The sequence below is a fragment of the Paenibacillus xinjiangensis genome, assembly GCF_059686975.1.
This window is the reverse complement of the sequence record NZ_JCAALS010000011.1, coordinates 41,673-60,857: the sequence shown is the minus strand read 5'-3', so window position 1 is coordinate 60,857 and position 19,185 is coordinate 41,673. Positions and strand designations below refer to the sequence as shown.

Below are 19,185 nucleotides of genomic sequence, written 5' to 3'. Positions count from 1 at the left end.
TATGCTGGTTCTCACGAGAAAGAAAGGCGAGTCCATATTGGTAGGAGACAATATAGAAATTAGTATTCTAGAGATTATCGGAGATAGTGTGAAAATAGGTATTAAAGCACCAACAGAAGTGGGGATATTACGTAAAGAGCTGTATGTTTCTGTTGAGAGTATGAATTTGAATGCTGAAAAGTCTGTCATTACAGCTAGTGAACTGAAAAATCAGTTCTCCAAAATAAAAAAAGATTAATTATGCTATAAACAATTAGAAAAATATGCCGATAAATAATTTAGAGCTGTTAGAGGGTAACCGAAATCAGCTAACCACAAGGATGTGGGACTAATTAACCATTTCAGGGAGGAATAATCAATGCGTATTAATCACAACATTACAGCTTTGAACACACACCGTAACATGACGCTGAACAATGCTTCAGCAGGTAAATCCATGGAGAAATTGTCTTCTGGTCTTCGTATCAACCGTGCTGCTGACGATGCTGCAGGTCTTGCAGTTTCCGAGAAAATGCGCGGCCAAATCCGTGGTCTTGAGCAAGCTCAAAAGAACGTACAAGACGGAGTATCGTTCGTACAAACGGCTGAGGGCGCAATGAACGAAGTTAGCTCTATGCTTACTCGTGTGAAAGAACTTATTGTTCAAAAGGCAAACGGCACATATTCCACATCCGACAAGGATAACATTGATTTGGAAGTTTCAGAACTGTCCGATCAAATTGATAGCATCATGTCGGATACGACATTTAACGGAATCAATATTACAACTTCGTCTGTAGCTATTCAATCAGATGACAGCGCACAGCAAATTACAATCAGTGGTGTTAACACTTCTGGATTTACTGGTATCGCAGCTGCAGCAGGTTCAGGTATCGCTACTACTGCTGCATTGAGTGCAGTTGAAGCTGCTATTAAGAGTGTATCTACTCAACGCGCTATGCTCGGTGCTAAACAAAACCGTCTTGAGTATACTTCGAACAACCTTGGAACTACAGTTGAGAACTTGACTGCTTCTGAATCACGTATCCGTGATACAGACATGGCAAAAGAAATGGTGAACTTGACGAAGAACAACATTCTTCTTCAAGCATCTCAATCGATGCTTGCTCAAGCAAACTCACAGCCGCAAGGCGTTTTGTCCCTGCTTCAATAATTTTATTAACAAGAAAGGAGGCCTTGGAATTTCTAAGGCCTCTTTTTTTATATATAATTAACTGAAATAAATTTGTTATAGTTGAAAATATTCTAACAAAGAAGATCGATTAGTCCGATAATAATAAATATAATAGACATTTGAGCGAGGTGGGAATTATGACGATGAATATTTCATCAGTCAACACCACGGTGGGTAACACTTCAGATAAGAACCTAAGCAGCGGACCGGTGAAAGATATAATAACAGTTAAAGCAGTAGACTTGGAGCATAGCAGAAATAAGGGAAATGCCATCTCTATCGAGGAACAAGAACAGACTAAGAAGAATGTGGCTCGAATTATGCAATCTGTAGAGGGAACGAATATTACAGTGGAACGATCTGTTCATGAGGCAACAAACCATATTCTTTATAAAGTGAAAGACAAAGAAACTGGTGAGGTAATTAGGGAAATTCCGGAGGAGAAGCTGCTTGATATGGCAGCCAAGATTATGGAACTTAACGGTTTAATGATAGACGAAAAAATTTAAAAGGAGGATCTTTATATGAGATTGTCAGGGCTTGCATCAGGATTAGACATCGATAGTATGGTTACTGAGCTAATGAAGGCTCGAAGAACGACGTATAACAATATGATTAAGAAGCGCACAAAGGTAGAATGGCAGCAGGAGGATTACCGTACATTAAGTGCTAAAATCGTCGACTTTCGAAATAATAAGCTGAGCTCTTATAACCTATCGAAAGCTATTAGCGCCAAAACTTCAGAGGTTAGCGGAGACACTAGTGCGCTCACTGTCAATTCGACGAGTTCGACGGCGGCAGGGACATTGAGTGTAAAAGTAACTCAGGTAGCCACTGCGGCGAATAATGTCTATACGTTTTCGGATACAGATAAGGGGAAATCTGTGTATGATCTGGGCTTTACCGATACGGATCCTGACAATTCAGATAATGTGATAGTTACAATTAACTCGGCTACAGTCTCGGTATCAAAAGACGCAACACTAAGTGAATTGGCAAGCACAATTAATTCAAAGACTAGTACAGTGAAAGCAACGGCCATTTATGATAATACATCCGGTCAATTTTCCTTGGCAGCTACTCAGACAGGGTCAGGCAAGCTAGATCTTTCAGATTCAGCATTCGATAGTTTAACACCAACATCAACGACAACTGGTTTAAATGCTGAAATCTCAGTGAATGGGATGACTTACAGCCAAGCAAGTAATCGGTTCTCTGTTAATGGTTTCGATTTCACAGTCAAGGCAACGACAACTACAGGAAGTACTACAACAATTGCAGCTGTGCAGGATACGGAAACAATCGTAAGTACGATACAGTCGTTTGTGACTGAATATAACAGTTTAATAGCTTCCGTCAACTCTGAGCTGTCTGAAACAAGGAATCGTAGTTATGACCCGCTTTCTAGTGATGAGAAGAAAGAAATGACTGATGATGAGATTGAGCTATGGGAGAGTAAAGCGAGAAGCGGAACACTTCGTAATGATAGTACACTAAGTCAATTGCTATCAGAGCTACGCTCAGCGACAACTTCTCTTGTGGCAGGTATCAAACTCTCAGATGGATCTTCTATCTCGATAGGAATTACGACAGGAAGCTATACAGAGAAAGGGAAGCTTGTGCTGGATGAAGATCAGCTCCGCAGTGCGCTTGATTCCAATCCGGATGAAGTAACTGCTCTATTCTCAAATAGCAGTACGGGTGTATTCAGCCAGATGACAAAGTCTACGATGACTGCTTTAACTAGTCTAGCAAAAAAAGCAGGTACTTCACTTACGAGTACGGATACAACGACGAGCTTTCTTGAAAACTCTTTATTGAGCACACAAATTAAGGGGATGAAGAGTAGGGAAGAGCTCTTGCTGGACCGTCTTGAAGCACTTGAAACACAATATTATAAGCAATTCACTGCTATGGAAACAGCAATCAACAATTTTAACTCGCAGTCATCAGCATTAACTAGTCTAGTGAGTAGCTAAAGGAGTGAAACGCATTGCTAAATTCTCCATATCAAATTTATCAGCAGTCTTCCGTACAAACCGCCACAGGTGGAAAACTAGTTATTATGTTGTATGAAGGTGCCATTCGTTTCACAAAGGCAGGTATCGAGGGCATTCGTAATGGTAAATATGAAATAGCGAATACAAATTTAAAGAAAGCTCAATCTGTAATAAATGAGCTTATTGCTGCTTTAAACTATGAATATAAGATATCGAATCAATTGTATGTCGTTTATGAATATATGCTGCGCCAACTTATTGATTCCAATTTGAAGAAGAATGAAGCCCCGGCTTTGGAAGTGCTTGGTTTTCTACAGGAATTTTTGGAAACATGGAAGCAAGTTGTTAAAGCACCAGCAGGAAGCAGTTCGTTTGAGGCGGGTATCGTCTAGTATGCATACTGAACTAACAGAGTTATATGAAACAACAGTTCAACTCGTGGAGCATATAGGGGACGTCAGCCCGGAACAGATAATGGCTTTGGTTGAGCTTAGGAGTAATACGATCAGTAAGCTTCAAGCTCAGACTAACCTTTCAGATTCTGAAAATCAGCGCATTCGTGAAATTTGTGGTTATGACGAACTTATATTAAGTCGTATGAATACTTTGAAATTTGAAGCCTCACAAGGACTTGATAAGATGAAATATGCACGATATCAGAAAAACAAGTACGATCAAGTATCTTTTTCAGTAGGAAGCTATTTTGTCGACAAACAAAAATGAAAAGTTGTAAAACGAGCTGTTGGGAAAAAATACCTGACAGCTTTTTCTTATGAACTTAAAAGAATTATCCGATATATACGTTAATAATGAATACGAAGGTGGTATTTTGATAATGGGAGATATAATGCCCGAGACAAAGGAAATGATTGAAGAGATAAAGACTTTCTTGCCTAAACTTATTACCGCGTGTGAGTCTGTTTCTGACTTATTTTACGAAAAACTAAGTGAACAGTCATGGGATATTTTTGGACAGGTTGTAACAGGAATAGACGATTTATATAAAACATTAAAGGTAATAGTGGAAGAACTAAATGCGACAAAAAACCATTATTGTATTCAATCCATTATTAGTCAAACCATAGATGAAATATCCGATAAGTTTTCGATATTAAATCATTATGTAGATACCGAAGACAATGTGTCCGTTGGAGATGTATTGAAGCACGAACTCCTTCCTATTTTTCAAAATTTAATGGTTAGTTTAGGTGAAGAGGATACTGTAAGAGAGCAGCGCTTCATGACTAATTTGAGTTTTTTGAAAAATGAACATCCTGGTGTATATGAACGGATAAAGGAGCTTAAGAGAGAAGAAGAAAAATATCAGATTATAGCAGCAAAGGATGGAACCGCAAATCTGTTTGTTGTGAACGATGAAAACAACTCCTATTTTTTGTACAGTCAATACAATCCCAAATATGAAGCAGAGCGCTGGTCAGAGACAATAGCAGAGACGCTGGATGGGAAACGACATACGCTTATTTATGGGTTTGGATTCGGTTATCACTTGGTACATTTTGCACAGAAATATCCAAAAATCAAGATTTATTTGCTTGAGCCTGACGAGCAAGTATTGCTTGCTGCTATGTGTGTAGTTGATTTAGAAGTGTTATTTACGCAAGCTAATATAGAGGCCTTCGCTGTTGGGGCGAACTCGGATGAGGCTGAGAAAATGCTATATTTGTTATGCTTTTGGGGTGGCAAACAAGTGAATGTAACAGATATACCGATCTATAATAAATGTTATAAACAACAGAAAAAAGAGCTATATTTGTTAATTAAACACGTTGCGCTAAACTATAAGGTAAATAAGCAGACAATGAATCGTTTTGGATTCGCGCACACCAAAAATATTCTTTATAACATGGCAGCCAATCTATCTACGCCTTCTTTTGCAAATCTACATAACTCAATGAAGGCAGTTCCGGCAATTATTGTTGGAGCAGGCCCATCATTGGAGGCGGATATTGAATACCTTAAAGAAATGAAGAACTATGCAATTATTATCGCGGCAGGTTCAGCGATTCAATCACTACAGCATTTCGGTATTTCCCCTCATCTGATTGTTTCGATGGATGGCGGGGAGCCAAACTATGAAGCGTTCAAGAATATTAATAGAGAACAGATTCCCTTTGTATACATTCCTCAAATTGAGCATAGAATTGTGGACAAACAATATAGCAATACGTTTCATGCCTATCTTAATAGTGATGATATTACGAGTTATTTAATGGGCATTTCAGTAAACGATCCTTTCTTTTCTTCTACGTACTCTGTAACAGGTACAGCCATTCAGATTGCAGTGTATATGGGATGCAAAGAAATTGTGTTGACCGGTCAAGACTTGTCTTATCCTACAGAAAACATGTATGCAGTTGGGGCCGCACATATTCCAGACGAAAAGACTAATCGTATCGTAGCTGGAGCTTCCGAGTGGGTTGAGAATGTTAATGGAACAAAGAATCGAACTGATATTAAAATGAAACTAACGTTAAACAACTTTGAAAAGCAGCTTAAGCTGTTTCCACATATTCGCTTTGTTAATACGACACGAAATGGGGCTAAAATTAATCACACAATATCGGAGAATATGGGGGTAACCTTAGATAGGTTTAAGAGGGGCTCTGTCACTCGATTGAATATAGAGCATGTATTACAAGCTCCATTTGCCTTGCATGATAATAAGCGAAGGAATGAAATTGAATCCAGATTATATGCGCTTCCGCAACAAATACTGACAATGACCAATAGCCTTAAGCGCATTGAGAAACGATTAGATAAGCTGATTAATTTAAGTCTTACAAATCCGGATAAATGTCTGAAATCTATGGGATTAATCGAGGATGAGTGGGGCAATGTAGTGAATAGTAAACCATTTATTAGCGTATATCAAAATGCAATGAAATCGATTTTAAGTGACTTTGACAGACAATTACCACAAATAGTGGATGAGAGAAATATACAAAAAAAAGCAGTTTTGTTTGTTGAGATTCTAGGGCATTTAGTGGAAAAATTACAGGATAGTACACCACAATTAACAGAATATGTTGAAGAAGCTATTGCTCGCGTTAAACATTTAACTCGTGAGAAGGTATCAACAGAGATTAGCAATTAAGAAAATGGAATTAATTACATGAACCGTCAGAGGGGATTTCTGACGGTTTTTCTTATTTAATCAGAGTGTTTTGTCGATATAGATATAAGGTGTGTTTTAGGAGGTGCCGTGATGGATCGACAGCAAGTGGATACGGATGATTTAGTTGAACAAATTATAATATTTTTACCCAAGTTAATTGACGCCTGTGCGCATCTCACGGAATCGCTTCTTGAACCGATGACGGAACATGAGTGGGAGAAATTTGCTGATGCTGTAGAAGGCATAGATGATCTATATAGAGCATTGAACGTGCTTAATGAGCAAATGAATCAATCAGATCATTTCAACGTTTTGCAGTCTTGTATAGCACGTACAATTGCCAGAACGAGTGAGATGTTTCAGAAAATGAATGTATATATGGATAAAGAAGATTACTTAGGTGCGAGCGACTCGATAAGATATGAATTAATGCCGCTTTTCCAGCAACTAGCTTCTGATCTGGGAGAAGAGAAAGGCATTATCGAACAACGAGTAAAGGCTAATGTTGAGTTTCTTAAACGAAAGTATCCAAAAATATATGCTCAAATTTCTTCATTAACCAGAGATCGTTCTCAATATCAAATAACGATTGCAAGAAATGGCTTGCCTAATCTCTGTATAATGACTAACGATAATAAAGAAGTATATATGTATAGTAAGTTCAACCCAATTATCGATACGAAGCGTTGGGTTGAGAAGACAGCTATTAAGGATAACGACAAACTGCATCTGTTTATATATGGATTTGGTCTCGGGCACCATGCCCAAAGCTACGGGGAGTTGTATCCAGAGCATCGTCTATATATATATGAACCCGATGCACAGATACTACTGGCAGCTATGGAGGCTATTGATCTAAATAGTCTATTCGAGCAGTTAAATGTAGCCGATTTTGTGGTAGGAATAGATAGAGAGCAAAGGGATCAAATGCTCTATCGGTTTCTTAAGCATATAAAGGGAGAACCGGAGCTTATAGCATTACCTATTTATGAGAAAATAATGAGCTTGGAAATCGAACAATTCGCTAGAGATGCTGCAATTGCTACATTAAATTACAAAAGTTCGATTAGCATGAATGAGAAGTTTGGTATGGAATGGGTCTCGAATAGTATGTATAACCTGGCGTCTATACTGGATAATCCGCCCATATTAAGCCTTAAGGATAAACTTGTTGGAATAACGGCAGTTGTTGTGGGGGCGGGTCCGTCCTTAGAAGCAGATATTGAATATCTTCGGAAGTTGAAAAATCATGCATTTATTATCGCTGCAGGATCATCGATTCAGTCTTTACTATATTATGATATTAAACCACATTTGATTGTATCTATAGATGGAGGCAAGGCCAATTACGATGCGTTTAAGGAGCTAGATACGACTCGTATTCCTTTGCTATTCGCTCCGATGATTAATTATCGTATTGTAGATAACAAAGCAAATAATCTATTTCATGTACCCTTAAATAATGATGTTATTATCAAGTATTTTATGTCACTAACAAGCGAGGATCCTGTATTCCAATCTACACTATCGGTGACTGGAACGGCGATTCAAGCAGCGATATATATGGGTATTAAAGAGATTGTGTTTACTGGTCAGGATTTGTCTTACCCAAGTGAAAATATGTATGCACCTGGAGCGCAACATATCCCACAGGAAGATATCAATTCAATTATTGCCAGTGCCAAATTAACGGTAGAAAATGTGCGTGGAACTGTCAATCAGACAAACGAAGCTATGCAGTTAACTTTGTCTGATATAGAGGATTTATTGAGCTTGCATCCTAATGTTTGTTTTGTAAATTCTTCTTGGATGGGTGCAAGAATTAAACATACTGTATACGAGCGAATGGAGGATGTTCTCATTCGTTTGCAGGATAAATGGATAGAAGATGATTATTTTATGAAGAAAATGTCGAATATGCAGCGCTATGCTAAAGAGCGAATACAAAAAATAAGTAAGCAAATTTCGACTTTCTCTGAAGAAATAGACATATTTGAGGAACGATTGAACAAGGTTGATCATCTAATCGATAGAGTGTTGGAGCTTTGCAGAATCAAGCCGGAGCAATGTTTAAAGACGTTTGCATTAATTAATGCAGGATGGAAAGAAATTTTAGCTAGCAGGCCCTTTCAAGGGCTTTATATAAAGGTATGTAGAAATGAATTATATGAATTTGAACGGGACTTGCCTGAATTGACCAATGAAACAGATTTGACAAAGAAAGCGGAGCTTGCGCGCGATATCATGCAACCGCTTGTTAGAAAAATGATTATTCAAACTCCGGAGCTTAAAGAAATTGTGAATGAAACGAAAAGAAGAGTTGAAGCAGCCAGAGACAAGAGAGAATTGGGGGAATTCTGATGAATGGTTTCTTTGAAGGGAAGAAGGTATTAATCATCGGAGGTACGGGGACAATCGGGCAATCACTTCTTTCAACTATATTATTGGATGGCCCGGAGGTTGTACGGATTTTAAGCCGCGATGAATATAAACAGTTTGAAATGCAGCAAACGTATCGCAACATTCCCAATATCAGATTTCTAATTGGGGATGTAAGGGATTATGAACGCGTTCGTCGTGCTATGCAGGATATTGATTATGTGTTTCATGTAGCAGCAATGAAGCATGTACCTTCTTGTGAATATAACCCTTTTGAAGCGGTACAAACCAATATATTAGGGACTCAGAATGTTATTCAAGCTTCTATTGACTGTGGTGTAGCTAAGACGGTATTCACCAGTACGGATAAAGCGATAGCACCCACTAATACATATGGTGCTTCTAAACTAATGGCAGAGCGGTTAATATCTGCAGCCCAATATTATGGGGGAGCAGGAAAAACAATCTTCTCGGCTGTTCGTTTCGGTAATGTAATGGGGTCACGAGGTTCGGTCATTCCATTATTCCAAAAGCAGATTAAGGAGCAGTCCCGAATAACTGTGACCCAGAAAGACATGAGTCGGTTTATGATGACGTTAAAACAAGCGACTGATCTTACTATTAAATCATTGCAAATTTCTAAAGGCGGAGAGGTATTTGTATTAAAAATGCCTGTCATTAGGCTGCAAGATTTAGCTGAATGTGTAATTGAAGAGACTGCAAAGCGGTTGTCCTTGTCTGCAGCTAGCATTCAAATTGAGGAAATTGGACTTCGCCCCGGAGAGAAAATGTATGAAGAGCTGATGACAGAGGAAGAAGCCCATCATGCCATTGAATTCGAGGATATGTTTGTCATTCCTAATGCTTTTATAGGGGGCAGACAATATGAGGATGGAAAGCCTGCAGATAATGGCAGCTATAGCTCACATAATACACCATTCATTTCCAAAAAACTGGTGAGGGAGATATTGCTTGATAACAGCCTATTAGATAATTCAAATGACATAAAAAGGCCTGTGAATGTATGAAAACAGTAGCGATTATTCAGGCTAGGATGGGTTCAACTAGGCTTCCTGGAAAGGTTTTATTAGATTTAGGTGGAAATTCTGTGATAGGTCATGTTATTACAAGACTGCAGAAAAGCCACCTTATAGATGAAGTCTGGGTAGCTACTACTACTCAGGAAATAGATAATGTAATTGTTATGGAAGCCAAACATTATGGGGCCTTCGTTTTTAGAGGGGAGGAAAATGATGTTTTGGATAGATTTTATCAGACGGCATTACTTTCTCAGGCTGACCGGATAGTTAGGATAACTTCAGATTGTCCGTACATAGATGTCGAGGTTCTATCAGATCTCATACTCTTCTTCGAACGAGAGATGTGTGACTATGCTAGCAATACGTTAGAACGTACCTATCCTCGAGGGCTTGATTGCGAAATTTTTACGTTTGAATCACTTAAGAGTGCTTGGCATAGAGCTAAGCATGATTTTCAAAGAGAGCATGTAACACCGTACATTTATCAGAATCGTAATCAATTCAGAGTTGTCCAATTGACTGGAAACTTCGACTACTCATCTCATCGTTGGACACTGGATACAATAGAAGATTGGCAATTCATAAAGACTGTTTATGAAAAATGCATTGAACACAACTTGGAGGTCTCGTTTCATAGTATTTTGGGAATATTGAAACAAAATCCTGAAATGATAAGCATTAATTCGCATATTGAACAAAAAAAGCTTGGGAATGAGTGAGTTTCTGAATGAAGATTGGGATACGAGCAGATTCATCACTTTTATTAGGCGTAGGTCATTTTATGCGTTGTATGACACTCGCTTCCGAACTTCAACGTAAAGGAGTTTATATATTATGGTTTGCCTATCAACTGAGTGACTCGCAATGTCAGTCTCTGAGAGATAATCAGATCGAATTGGTCAAGCTTTCGAATGAAGAATCGATAGGATGCGAGAAACAATTAAGTGAGCTGCCATATAAATTGGATTGGTTCATAATTGATCTGTATAGCTGGGATAGAGAGGATGAAGTACGAATAGCCAAGTATGTGACAAAACTACTAGTAATAGATGACTTGGCTAATCGTCCTCATTATTGCGATATATTATTGGATCAGAATGAATTAATGAATAAGGATGTGCGTTATAAAGGATTAGTAAACTCAAATGCTGATCAACTGTTAGGATGTAATTATGCATTGCTGCGTGAACAGTTTTCTTTATTAAGGGATAGTTGTGGGTCGCAAGAGAAGGATAGAATGACTATTCTTATTAGTTATGGCGGAACAGATCCTTCCAATGAAACTATAAAGGCACTGAACGCAATAAGTAGCATACAATTGAGTATTCCTATTAGCATACATGTTGTCATTGGGCTTGGACATGCTATGCATGATGTAATAGCTGAATTTTGCGAAAATAACTTAAACTGGGAGCTTCATGTACAAACGGACAAAATGGCAGAGATTATGTGCATGTCGGACATTGCTATTTGTGGGGGTGGGACGACTACGTGGGAGAGATACTCTATGGGCCTCCCAGCGCTCGTTACTATTGTCGCAGATAACCAAAGAGAAATTGCAACCTACGGCGAACAGTTGGGAATAGATCACTGCTTAGGGCTTTCTCAGCATGTAAATGAGGAACACATACAACGACAGCTTGTGCTCTTTTTGAGGGATCAACAAAGAATAAAGGAATCAGGGAGAATAGCAAAAAGTTTAGTCGATGGTTTAGGTGCTGCTCGTGTTGTTAACAGAATGTATCAATTGTTGGAATTAAAAAAATAGCCATTGAAATCATTGTAATTAATGATAGTTGGGGAGTGGATACATGATATTTAGAGATGTACTACCCGAAGATTGTGATTGGATATTTGAGTGTAGGAATGATATTGAAACCTGTGCGCAATCCTTTGATAGCACACCGATTTCACTAATAGATCATAGACAATGGTTTGTAAATAGTCTTGCTAACCCAAAAAGAAAAATAATGATCGTTGAGTATGATAATGAGCGGATTTGCGTGTTGAGGATGGATTTGATAGAGGAGACTTCAGCTGAAATAAGCATTAACATAGCCCACCCTTATCGGGGAAAAGGATATGGTACACGTATTGTAACTGAGGCTAGTGAATATGCTAAGCAGTGGGAAAACCAATTGAAATTCATTATAGCTTACGTAAAAGAACGTAATGAAGCGTCAAAGAATTGTTTTTCAAAGGCTGGTTATAACCAAATTGAGAGTAATGAAGTTGGGGTCATAAAATTTGTGTTAAGGCTGTGATTATATTGAATAATTCATTTATCCAAATTGCCGATAGAAAAGTAGGGAGAGAGCATAAGCCTTTTATTATTGCTGAAATGTCGGGCAATCATAATCAATCGTTAGAACGTGCTCTGCAAATTGTTGAAGCTGCAGCAAAAGCTGGGGCTGATGCGTTGAAAATACAGACATATACTGCGGATACTATGACATTAGATTTAGCTGATGGAGAATTTTATATTGCTGATCCGGACAGTCTGTGGAAAGGTACTTCACTCCATAAACTTTATCAAGAAGCATACACTCCGTGGGATTGGCATAAACCGATATTTGATAAATGCAGAGAACTTGGGATGATTGGGTTTAGTACGCCATTTGATGAAACAGCTGTACAGTTTTTAGAAACATTGGATGTGCCTGCATATAAAATTGCTTCATTTGAAAATACGGATATCCAACTTATTCGCAAAGTTGCGGCTACAGGGAAACCGATGATTATTTCTACAGGCATGGCTACTGTCGCTGAATTGGACGAGACGGTACGCGCAGCTCGAGAAGCAGGATGCCAAAATATTATATTGTTAAAATGTACGAGTACATATCCTGCTTCTGCAGAAAATACAAATATATCAACAATTCCCCATATGAGAGATTTATTTAACTGCCAGGTTGGTCTATCGGACCATACCATGGGAACGGGGGTTTCGGTTGCAAGTGTCGCTTTAGGTGCTACTGTAGTTGAAAAGCACTTTACACTGTGTCGTGCAGATGGAGGAGTAGACTCTGCTTTTTCGTTAGAGCCAGAAGAATTAAAGTCGCTTATTATAGAGACAGAACGTGCATGGCAAGCACTAGGGGAAATAACTTATGGTCCTACAGATAAAGAAAGAACCTCTCTACAGTATCGTAGATCGCTATATGTTTCTCAGGATATTAGTAAAGGACAGATGTTTGATAGACAGAATATAAAAGCTATAAGACCGGGTTTTGGCTTACCAACTAAATACTTAGATCATATAATTGGTAAACAAGCAAAGCATGACATCAAAAAAGGCACACCAGTATCTTGGGATATCATTGGATAAAAGGGGGATTTAGTTATGAACATTTTACTGACCGGCGGAGCCGGATTTATCGGCCGATGGGCTACCAAACAATTATTGGAGGATGGACATGCTGTCTGGATTTTGGATGATTTGTCGAATGGGCGTGAAGTGAATATCGCTGAGTTTCGTCAGCATCCTAATCTAAAATCATTCATCCAAGGCTCTATTCTAGATGAACAACTTCTAGAAGAACTATTCTCTGCGCATAAATTCGACATCTGCTATCATCTAGGAGCTTCTATTAATGTGCAGGATTCAATTGATGATCCTCGTACTACCTTTAACAATGATACGGTGGGAACATTTAATGTAATGGAACAGTGTCGAAAGCACAATGTCAAAGTGGTCTTTATGAGTACTTGTATGGTGTACGATCGCTGTACAGATGAGCAGGGCATTACTGAGCAGCACCCAATCAAGCCGGCTTCACCTTATGCAGGTTCGAAAATTGCAGCTGAGAATATGGTGTTGTCCTATTATTTTGCTTATGGCTTACCAACTGTCGTTATTCGTCCATTCAATACCTATGGACCGTTTCAGAAAACAGGCGGTGAAGGTGGCGTTGTAGCTATTTTCATCAAAAACAAATTAGCAGGAAAAGATCTTAATATTTATGGTGAGGGTACGCAAACACGTGATCTATTATATGTGGAAGACTGTGCTCGATTTGTAGTTCAAGCGGGCTATAGCGATCGAGTAAACGGTGAAATCGTGAACGCAGGCCTGGGTCGTGATATTTCGATTAATGATCTGGCCAATCTAATTGCTCAGGATTCAGTGAACATTCACCATATTGAACACATTCATCCTCAAAGTGAAATTCAGAAGCTTCAGTGTAACTATAGTAAAGCAAGTCGTCTCCTTGAATGGGCTCCTGCTGTTTCCCTAGAAGAAGGTATTAAACGTACAGAACAGTGGATTGCTTCAACAGATTTGATTTAGCAGATGGGGGTTAATATTCGATGGAAAGCTCTTCTCCGATTAGAAGCACTATGCTCCCTTATGGTAAGCAATGGATTGATGAAGACGATATAAATGCTGTTATTGATGTGTTGAAAAGTGACTTTATTACTCAGGGTCCTGCTATTGAACGATTCGAGCAAAAAGTAGCGAATTATGTCGGTGCGAAGTATGCAGTCGCGTTCTGTAATGGTACGGCGGCACTGCATGGTGCTTGTTATGCAGCGGGTATCGGGCCTGGAGATGAAGTCATAACGACACCGATTACTTTTGTCGCGAGTAGTAATTGTGTTTTATATACTGGTGGAACTCCCGTATTTGCTGATATTGATCCAGAGACGTATAATATTGATCCTGATCAAATCGAAATGAAGATAACAGGGCATACAAAGGCTATTATTGCGGTTGATTTCACAGGCCAGCCTGTTGAAATGGATAGAATTAAAAAAATTGCTCGGCAACATAACTTAGTCGTTATTCAGGATGCTGCACATTCACTAGGAGCTTCATATGACGGCGTTAAAGTCGGTATTCTCGGAGATATGACGATGTTTAGCTTCCACCCCGTTAAACATGTTACGACTGGGGAAGGCGGTATCATTGTAACGGACAATGAGGAATATTACCGTCAGTTACTTTTGTTCCGTAGTCATGGCATGACACGAGATGTTACCCTCATGCAGAATAATGACGGTCCTTGGTATTATGAAATGGTGGATTTAGGATACAACTACCGGATGACAGATTTGCAAGCAGCGCTTGGCGAATCGCAGATGGGTAAGTTAGATAAGTTTGTTGGAAGACGCAGAGAAATAGCAGCGATCTATAACGAAACGTTTAAAAATATGTCTGGTCTAATTTGTCCGTATCAGCATCCACAAGCTGAATCAAGCTGGCACTTATATGTGCTTCGGTGGGAATTGGAGAAGTTTAGCGCGAATCGAAAGCAGATTTTCGAAGCGCTTAGAGCAGAGAATATAGGCGTGCATGTACACTATATTCCAGTGCATACACAGCCTTATTATCAACAGTATGGCTATGCTGGTCAGAGCTATCCAGTGGCAGAAAACTATTATCAGACAGCTATCTCATTGCCAATATTCCCGGGTATGAACCAACAGGATGTTGAGGATGTTATAGATGCAGTTCAGATGGTGTATTTAAGGTACTTTAATTGATTCATTCCTGCTGTATCCATAATGTATTCGCTTTCAAAGCAAATATTGACAATCCTGTGTCCACGGTGATATTATCGAATTGTGGGCTTACTTAAGAAGCTTCACAGCTACTTGATTATGAAGGGACTGTTTATGTATGCAAGGTAAAGTTAAATGGTTTAACGCAGAGAAGGGTTATGGATTTATCGAGACTGAGCAAGGCGGCGACGTATTTGTCCATTTCTCCGCGATTCAATCCGAAGGCTTCAAGACGCTTGAAGAAGGCCAATCCGTGGAATTCGATATCGTTGAAGGCGCTCGCGGTCCACAAGCTGCTAACGTAATTAAACTGTAATCATTTGGCTAATTTCTAGTCAACTTATACGAATCACAGCATATTTAACCCTACACACAGAAGCTCCGGTTATCCGGGGCTTTTTTTTTGCGTCTGTACTTATCTGCTTACTCCACAATGCCTCATTAACGCTCGCAAAAACGCTCGCATACACTGAGCAAAATACGAATAGAAAATTCTACAATTAAATTATTAGAAAATTCACAATAAACTAAAAACTATTTTGATTTAGGCTCCTGCATATGATATAATAAGACCATGTAAAGGAGGAATGCCCCATGAAATACATCATACGAGGTCATCGTTTTCAAGTGACAGAGGCATTACGAGATTACGCCGAGAAGAAGCTTAGCCGCTTGGAAAAATATTTTGAGGATCCTACCTCCGAAACGAATGAAACAACCGTAACATTATCCGTAACCAAGGGCAAACATGCAGTAGAGGTCACGATTCCGCTCGTAGGCGTTATGCTGAGAGCCGAGGACAAGAGCGAGGATATGTACGCTTCCATTGATGTCGTAGTGGACAAACTTGAGCGTCAGATTCGCAAGCACAAGACCAAGCTGAACCGTAAATTCCGTCAGGAGAGCGGCATTAAGATGTTCTTTGCAGAAGAGGTGGGCTCTGCAGTACGCGTTCTGGATGAAGAGGACGACTTAGAGCTCGTTCGTACGAAGAAATTCACTCTGAAACCGATGGATGTTGAGGAAGCCATTTTACAAATGAACATGGTAGGACATAACTTTTTCTTGTTCTCCAACGTCGATAATAAGGAAGTGAACGTTGTCTACAAACGTAGTGACGGCAAATATGGTCTGATCGAGCACGGATAACCCTATGGTCATATAATAAGTACTTATTCAACTCCTAACTCCTAAATTGCGAATAAACCGGGCCTTTTCTCCATCAGGGGAAAGGGCCTTTTGAATTCCTATTGCCCTATATTAGTGCCGCTAATCCATCGGTCATACCGCTCTATTGTTGGCTATTGATGGAATTGAGCACGGGTGCGTTGCGGCGGTCTCTACAAACTGTTACAATTTAAGGCAAACAGGCGTAACACGAAAGGGGAAGACCATGCTCGGACTAGTGAAAAAAATATTCGGTGATGCGAACGAGCGCGAGGTCAAGCGTCTCACGCGTACGGTAGAAGAAGTGAATGGTTTAGAGTCCACAGTATCGGTACTGTCGGACGAAGCGCTGAAGAGCAAGACGGAAGAATTCAAAGCACGTATAGAAAAAGGCGAGACTTTGGAGCAAATTATGCCAGAGGCTTTCGCTGTTGTTCGTGAAGCATCCAAGAGAACGCTAGGCATGCGTCATTTTGACGTACAGCTGATGGGTGGTATGGTGCTTCATGAAGGCAAGATTGCCGAGATGAGAACGGGTGAAGGTAAGACGCTCGTTGCGACACTTCCAGTGTATTTGAATGCGCTGCTCGGCCAAGGCGTCCACGTTATTACGGTCAATGATTATTTGGCCCTCCGGGACAGCCAGATGATGGCACAGCTGTATAACTTCTTGGGACTGACTGTCGGTTGTAACATGCACGGACTGTCACATGAAGAAAAGCAAGAGGCTTATGCTGCCGATATTACTTATGGTACGAACAACGAGTTCGGATTCGATTATCTGCGTGACAACATGGTTCTATACAAAGAGCAAATGGTACAACGCCCGCTCTATTTTGCCATCATAGATGAAGTGGACTCCATATTAGTCGATGAAGCGCGTACGCCGCTCATTATTTCGGGACAAGCTGCGAAGTCGACTGAGTTGTATTTTGCCGCAGATCGTTTCGTAAGCCGTCTGAAAGCAGAAGAGGATTACAATGTTGATATCAAGCTTCGCAACGTCATGCTGACTGAAGCGGGTGTGGAGAAAGCAGAGAAGGCCTTCCACATCGAGAATCTATTCGATCATGACAATGTGTTGCTTAACCACCATATCCAACAAGCTCTGAAGGCGACTGCTATCATGAAGCGCGATGTCGATTATGTCGTGCAGGATGAAGAGGTTATTATCGTTGATGAATTTACGGGCCGTCTTATGTCTGGGCGCCGTTACAGCGACGGGCTTCACCAAGCGATTGAAGCGAAGGAGCAGCTGAAGGTACAGAACGAGAGCATGACGCTCGCTACGATTACCTTCCAGAACTACTTCCGGATGTATCGTAAGCTTGCCGGGATGACCGGTACAGCGAAGACAGAGGAAGAAGAGTTCAAGCGTATTTATGGCCTGGATGTTATCCAAGTGCCTACGAACCGCTCTTTGATTCGTAAGGATATCGCAGATGTGGTCTACAAGAGCGAGACTGGCAAGTTCAAGGCAGTAGTGGAAGAAATCGTAGAGCGTCACTCCAAGAACCAGCCGGTGCTTGTAGGTACGATCTCAATCGAGAACTCTGAGAAGCTTTCAGATATGCTGAAGCGCCGCGGAGTTGGCCACAAAGTATTGAACGCGAAATTCCACGCTGAGGAAGCTGAGATTATATCCCGCGCAGGGCAAGCTGGCGCCGTTACGATTGCAACGAACATGGCTGGCCGTGGTACGGATATTTTGCTAGGTGAAGGTGTAGGAGATCTAGGCGGACTGCATATTATCGGTACCGAGCGTCATGAGAGCCGTCGGATTGATAATCAGCTTCGTGGTCGTGCTGGCCGTCAGGGTGACCCAGGGTCATCACAGTTCTATCTGTCACTTGAGGATGAGCTTATGCGCCGCTTCGGCTCGGAGAACATCATGGGCATGATGGATCGTCTCGGACTTGATGAGGATCAGCCTATCGAGAGCCGGATGATCTCACGGGCTGTAGAATCTGCGCAGAAGCGCGTAGAGGGCAGCAACTTCGACACGCGTAAAGTCGTTCTCCAATACGATGACGTTATGAACCAGCAGCGTGAAGTTATTTATAAGCAGCGCCGCGACGTTCTTAGCTCGGATAATATTCGTGAGATCGTAATGGAAATGATTCTGCCTGTTATCGAACGTACGGTAGAGGCTCATACGACGGAGGATATTCCGGAAGAATGGGATCTGCAGGCTATTATTGAATTCGTGCATGCAACCTTCCTGCCAGAGGATACGTTCACGAGAGACGATCTATGGGGCAAAGAGAAGGAAGAGATCATTGAGCTTATCAATGGCAAGGTCACTGCTTATTATGATGAGCGTGAGCAGGAGCTTGGTGCGGAGACGATGCGTGAATTCGAGAAGGTTGTCGTTCTGCGTGCGGTAGACAGCAAATGGATGGATCATATCGATGCGATGGATCAGCTTCGCCAAGGTATCCACTTACGTGCATATGGCGGTACGGATCCGCTTCGTGAATATCAGTTCGAGGGCTTCGAGATGTTCAAGGAAATGATTGAGAACATTCAAGAAGAGGTAGCGAAGTATATCATGAAAGCACGCGTTGAGAGCAACCTGGAGCGTCAAGAGGTAGCGCAGGGCCAGACGACAACGAACAGCCCAAGCGATCAGGAGAAGCGTCCAGCCAAGCGTCTAGAGCGTGTGGGACGCAATGATGCATGTCCATGCGGCAGCGGCAAGAAATATAAGCAATGCCACGGTAAGGAATAGGAACGCTTGCTTATTGCAAGCCTAAAGGAATAGAATGAGTGGACGCGTCAGGT

The 19,185-nt window shown here is 40.6% G+C and carries 18 protein-coding genes; all 18 read left to right on the top strand.

All coding sequences use genetic code 11. The features are described 5' to 3' along the window. Window position 1: 1 nt before the first annotated feature. The 18 genes from csrA to secA all read left to right on the top strand — a co-directional run bounded on the left by csrA (window position 2) and on the right by secA (window position 19,132). Complete coding sequence (gene csrA / locus AC6ESP_RS12825) at window positions 2-238, top strand: carbon storage regulator CsrA (protein ID WP_497097124.1); 237 nt, start codon at window positions 2-4, stop codon at window positions 236-238. 120 nt (window positions 239-358) lie between these two features. Beyond that, window positions 359-1,153 carry a flagellin N-terminal helical domain-containing protein gene (locus AC6ESP_RS12820; RefSeq protein WP_497097123.1) on the top strand — a complete coding sequence of 265 codons (795 nt, stop codon included), beginning with the start codon at window positions 359-361 and terminating at the stop codon, window positions 1,151-1,153. A gap of 158 nt (window positions 1,154-1,311) precedes the next feature. Further along, entirely contained in the window at window positions 1,312-1,683 is a 372-nt protein-coding gene (locus AC6ESP_RS12815) for a flagellar protein FlaG (RefSeq protein WP_497097122.1), read from the top strand. A gap of 15 nt (window positions 1,684-1,698) precedes the next feature. Further along, the gene (gene fliD / locus AC6ESP_RS12810) at window positions 1,699-3,153 is read left to right on the top strand and encodes a flagellar filament capping protein FliD (protein WP_497097121.1); all 1,455 of its coding nucleotides are present in this window, start codon (window positions 1,699-1,701) and stop codon (window positions 3,151-3,153) included. Window positions 3,154-3,167: 14 nt separating this feature from the next. Next, a complete protein-coding gene (gene fliS / locus AC6ESP_RS12805) occupies window positions 3,168-3,566 on the top strand; it encodes a flagellar export chaperone FliS (RefSeq protein ID WP_497097120.1) in 399 nt (132 codons plus the stop codon). 1 nt (window position 3,567) lies between these two features. Beyond that, on the top strand, window positions 3,568-3,897 hold the full coding sequence (locus tag AC6ESP_RS12800) for a hypothetical protein (RefSeq protein ID WP_497097119.1): 330 nt from the start codon (window positions 3,568-3,570) through the stop codon (window positions 3,895-3,897). Between the two features lie 49 nt (window positions 3,898-3,946). Beyond that, the gene (locus tag AC6ESP_RS12795) at window positions 3,947-6,289 is read left to right on the top strand and encodes a motility associated factor glycosyltransferase family protein (protein ID WP_497097118.1); all 2,343 of its coding nucleotides are present in this window, start codon (window positions 3,947-3,949) and stop codon (window positions 6,287-6,289) included. Window positions 6,290-6,400: 111 nt separating this feature from the next. Further along, the gene (locus tag AC6ESP_RS12790) at window positions 6,401-8,671 is read left to right on the top strand and encodes a motility associated factor glycosyltransferase family protein (protein ID WP_497097117.1); all 2,271 of its coding nucleotides are present in this window, start codon (window positions 6,401-6,403) and stop codon (window positions 8,669-8,671) included. After that, the gene (locus AC6ESP_RS12785; protein ID WP_497097116.1) at window positions 8,671-9,717 is read left to right on the top strand and encodes a UDP-N-acetylglucosamine 4,6-dehydratase family protein; all 1,047 of its coding nucleotides are present in this window, start codon (window positions 8,671-8,673) and stop codon (window positions 9,715-9,717) included. Before AC6ESP_RS12790 ends, AC6ESP_RS12785 begins: the two co-directional genes overlap by 1 nt. Then, window positions 9,714-10,448, top strand: coding sequence for a cytidylyltransferase domain-containing protein (locus AC6ESP_RS12780; RefSeq protein ID WP_497097115.1), 735 nt, complete (start codon window positions 9,714-9,716; stop codon window positions 10,446-10,448). The genes AC6ESP_RS12785 and AC6ESP_RS12780 overlap by 4 nt, the downstream gene beginning before the upstream one ends. Before the next feature lie 8 nt (window positions 10,449-10,456). Further along, complete coding sequence (gene pseG / locus AC6ESP_RS12775; RefSeq protein ID WP_497097114.1) at window positions 10,457-11,497, top strand: UDP-2,4-diacetamido-2,4,6-trideoxy-beta-L-altropyranose hydrolase; 1,041 nt, start codon at window positions 10,457-10,459, stop codon at window positions 11,495-11,497. A 43-nt stretch (window positions 11,498-11,540) separates the two neighbouring features. Further along, a complete protein-coding gene (locus tag AC6ESP_RS12770; RefSeq protein ID WP_497097113.1) occupies window positions 11,541-11,993 on the top strand; it encodes a GNAT family N-acetyltransferase in 453 nt (150 codons plus the stop codon). A gap of 5 nt (window positions 11,994-11,998) precedes the next feature. Further along, on the top strand, window positions 11,999-13,057 hold the full coding sequence (gene pseI / locus AC6ESP_RS12765; protein ID WP_497097112.1) for a pseudaminic acid synthase: 1,059 nt from the start codon (window positions 11,999-12,001) through the stop codon (window positions 13,055-13,057). Window positions 13,058-13,072: 15 nt separating this feature from the next. Continuing rightward, entirely contained in the window at window positions 13,073-14,020 is a 948-nt protein-coding gene (locus tag AC6ESP_RS12760; RefSeq protein WP_497097111.1) for a dTDP-glucose 4,6-dehydratase, read from the top strand. A gap of 20 nt (window positions 14,021-14,040) precedes the next feature. Next, a complete protein-coding gene (gene pseC / locus AC6ESP_RS12755) occupies window positions 14,041-15,216 on the top strand; it encodes a UDP-4-amino-4,6-dideoxy-N-acetyl-beta-L-altrosamine transaminase (RefSeq protein ID WP_497097110.1) in 1,176 nt (391 codons plus the stop codon). A gap of 136 nt (window positions 15,217-15,352) precedes the next feature. Further along, window positions 15,353-15,550: a cold-shock protein gene (locus AC6ESP_RS12750; protein ID WP_042170033.1), complete on the top strand. Its 198-nt coding sequence runs from the start codon at window positions 15,353-15,355 to the stop codon at window positions 15,548-15,550. 278 nt (window positions 15,551-15,828) lie between these two features. Further along, window positions 15,829-16,383, top strand: a complete 555-nt coding sequence (gene hpf, locus AC6ESP_RS12745) for a ribosome hibernation-promoting factor, HPF/YfiA family (protein ID WP_497097109.1) — start codon at window positions 15,829-15,831, stop codon at window positions 16,381-16,383. Window positions 16,384-16,627: 244 nt separating this feature from the next. Continuing rightward, window positions 16,628-19,132 carry a preprotein translocase subunit SecA gene (gene secA / locus AC6ESP_RS12740; protein WP_497097108.1) on the top strand — a complete coding sequence of 835 codons (2,505 nt, stop codon included), beginning with the start codon at window positions 16,628-16,630 and terminating at the stop codon, window positions 19,130-19,132. The last annotated feature ends 53 nt before the right edge of the window (window positions 19,133-19,185 follow it).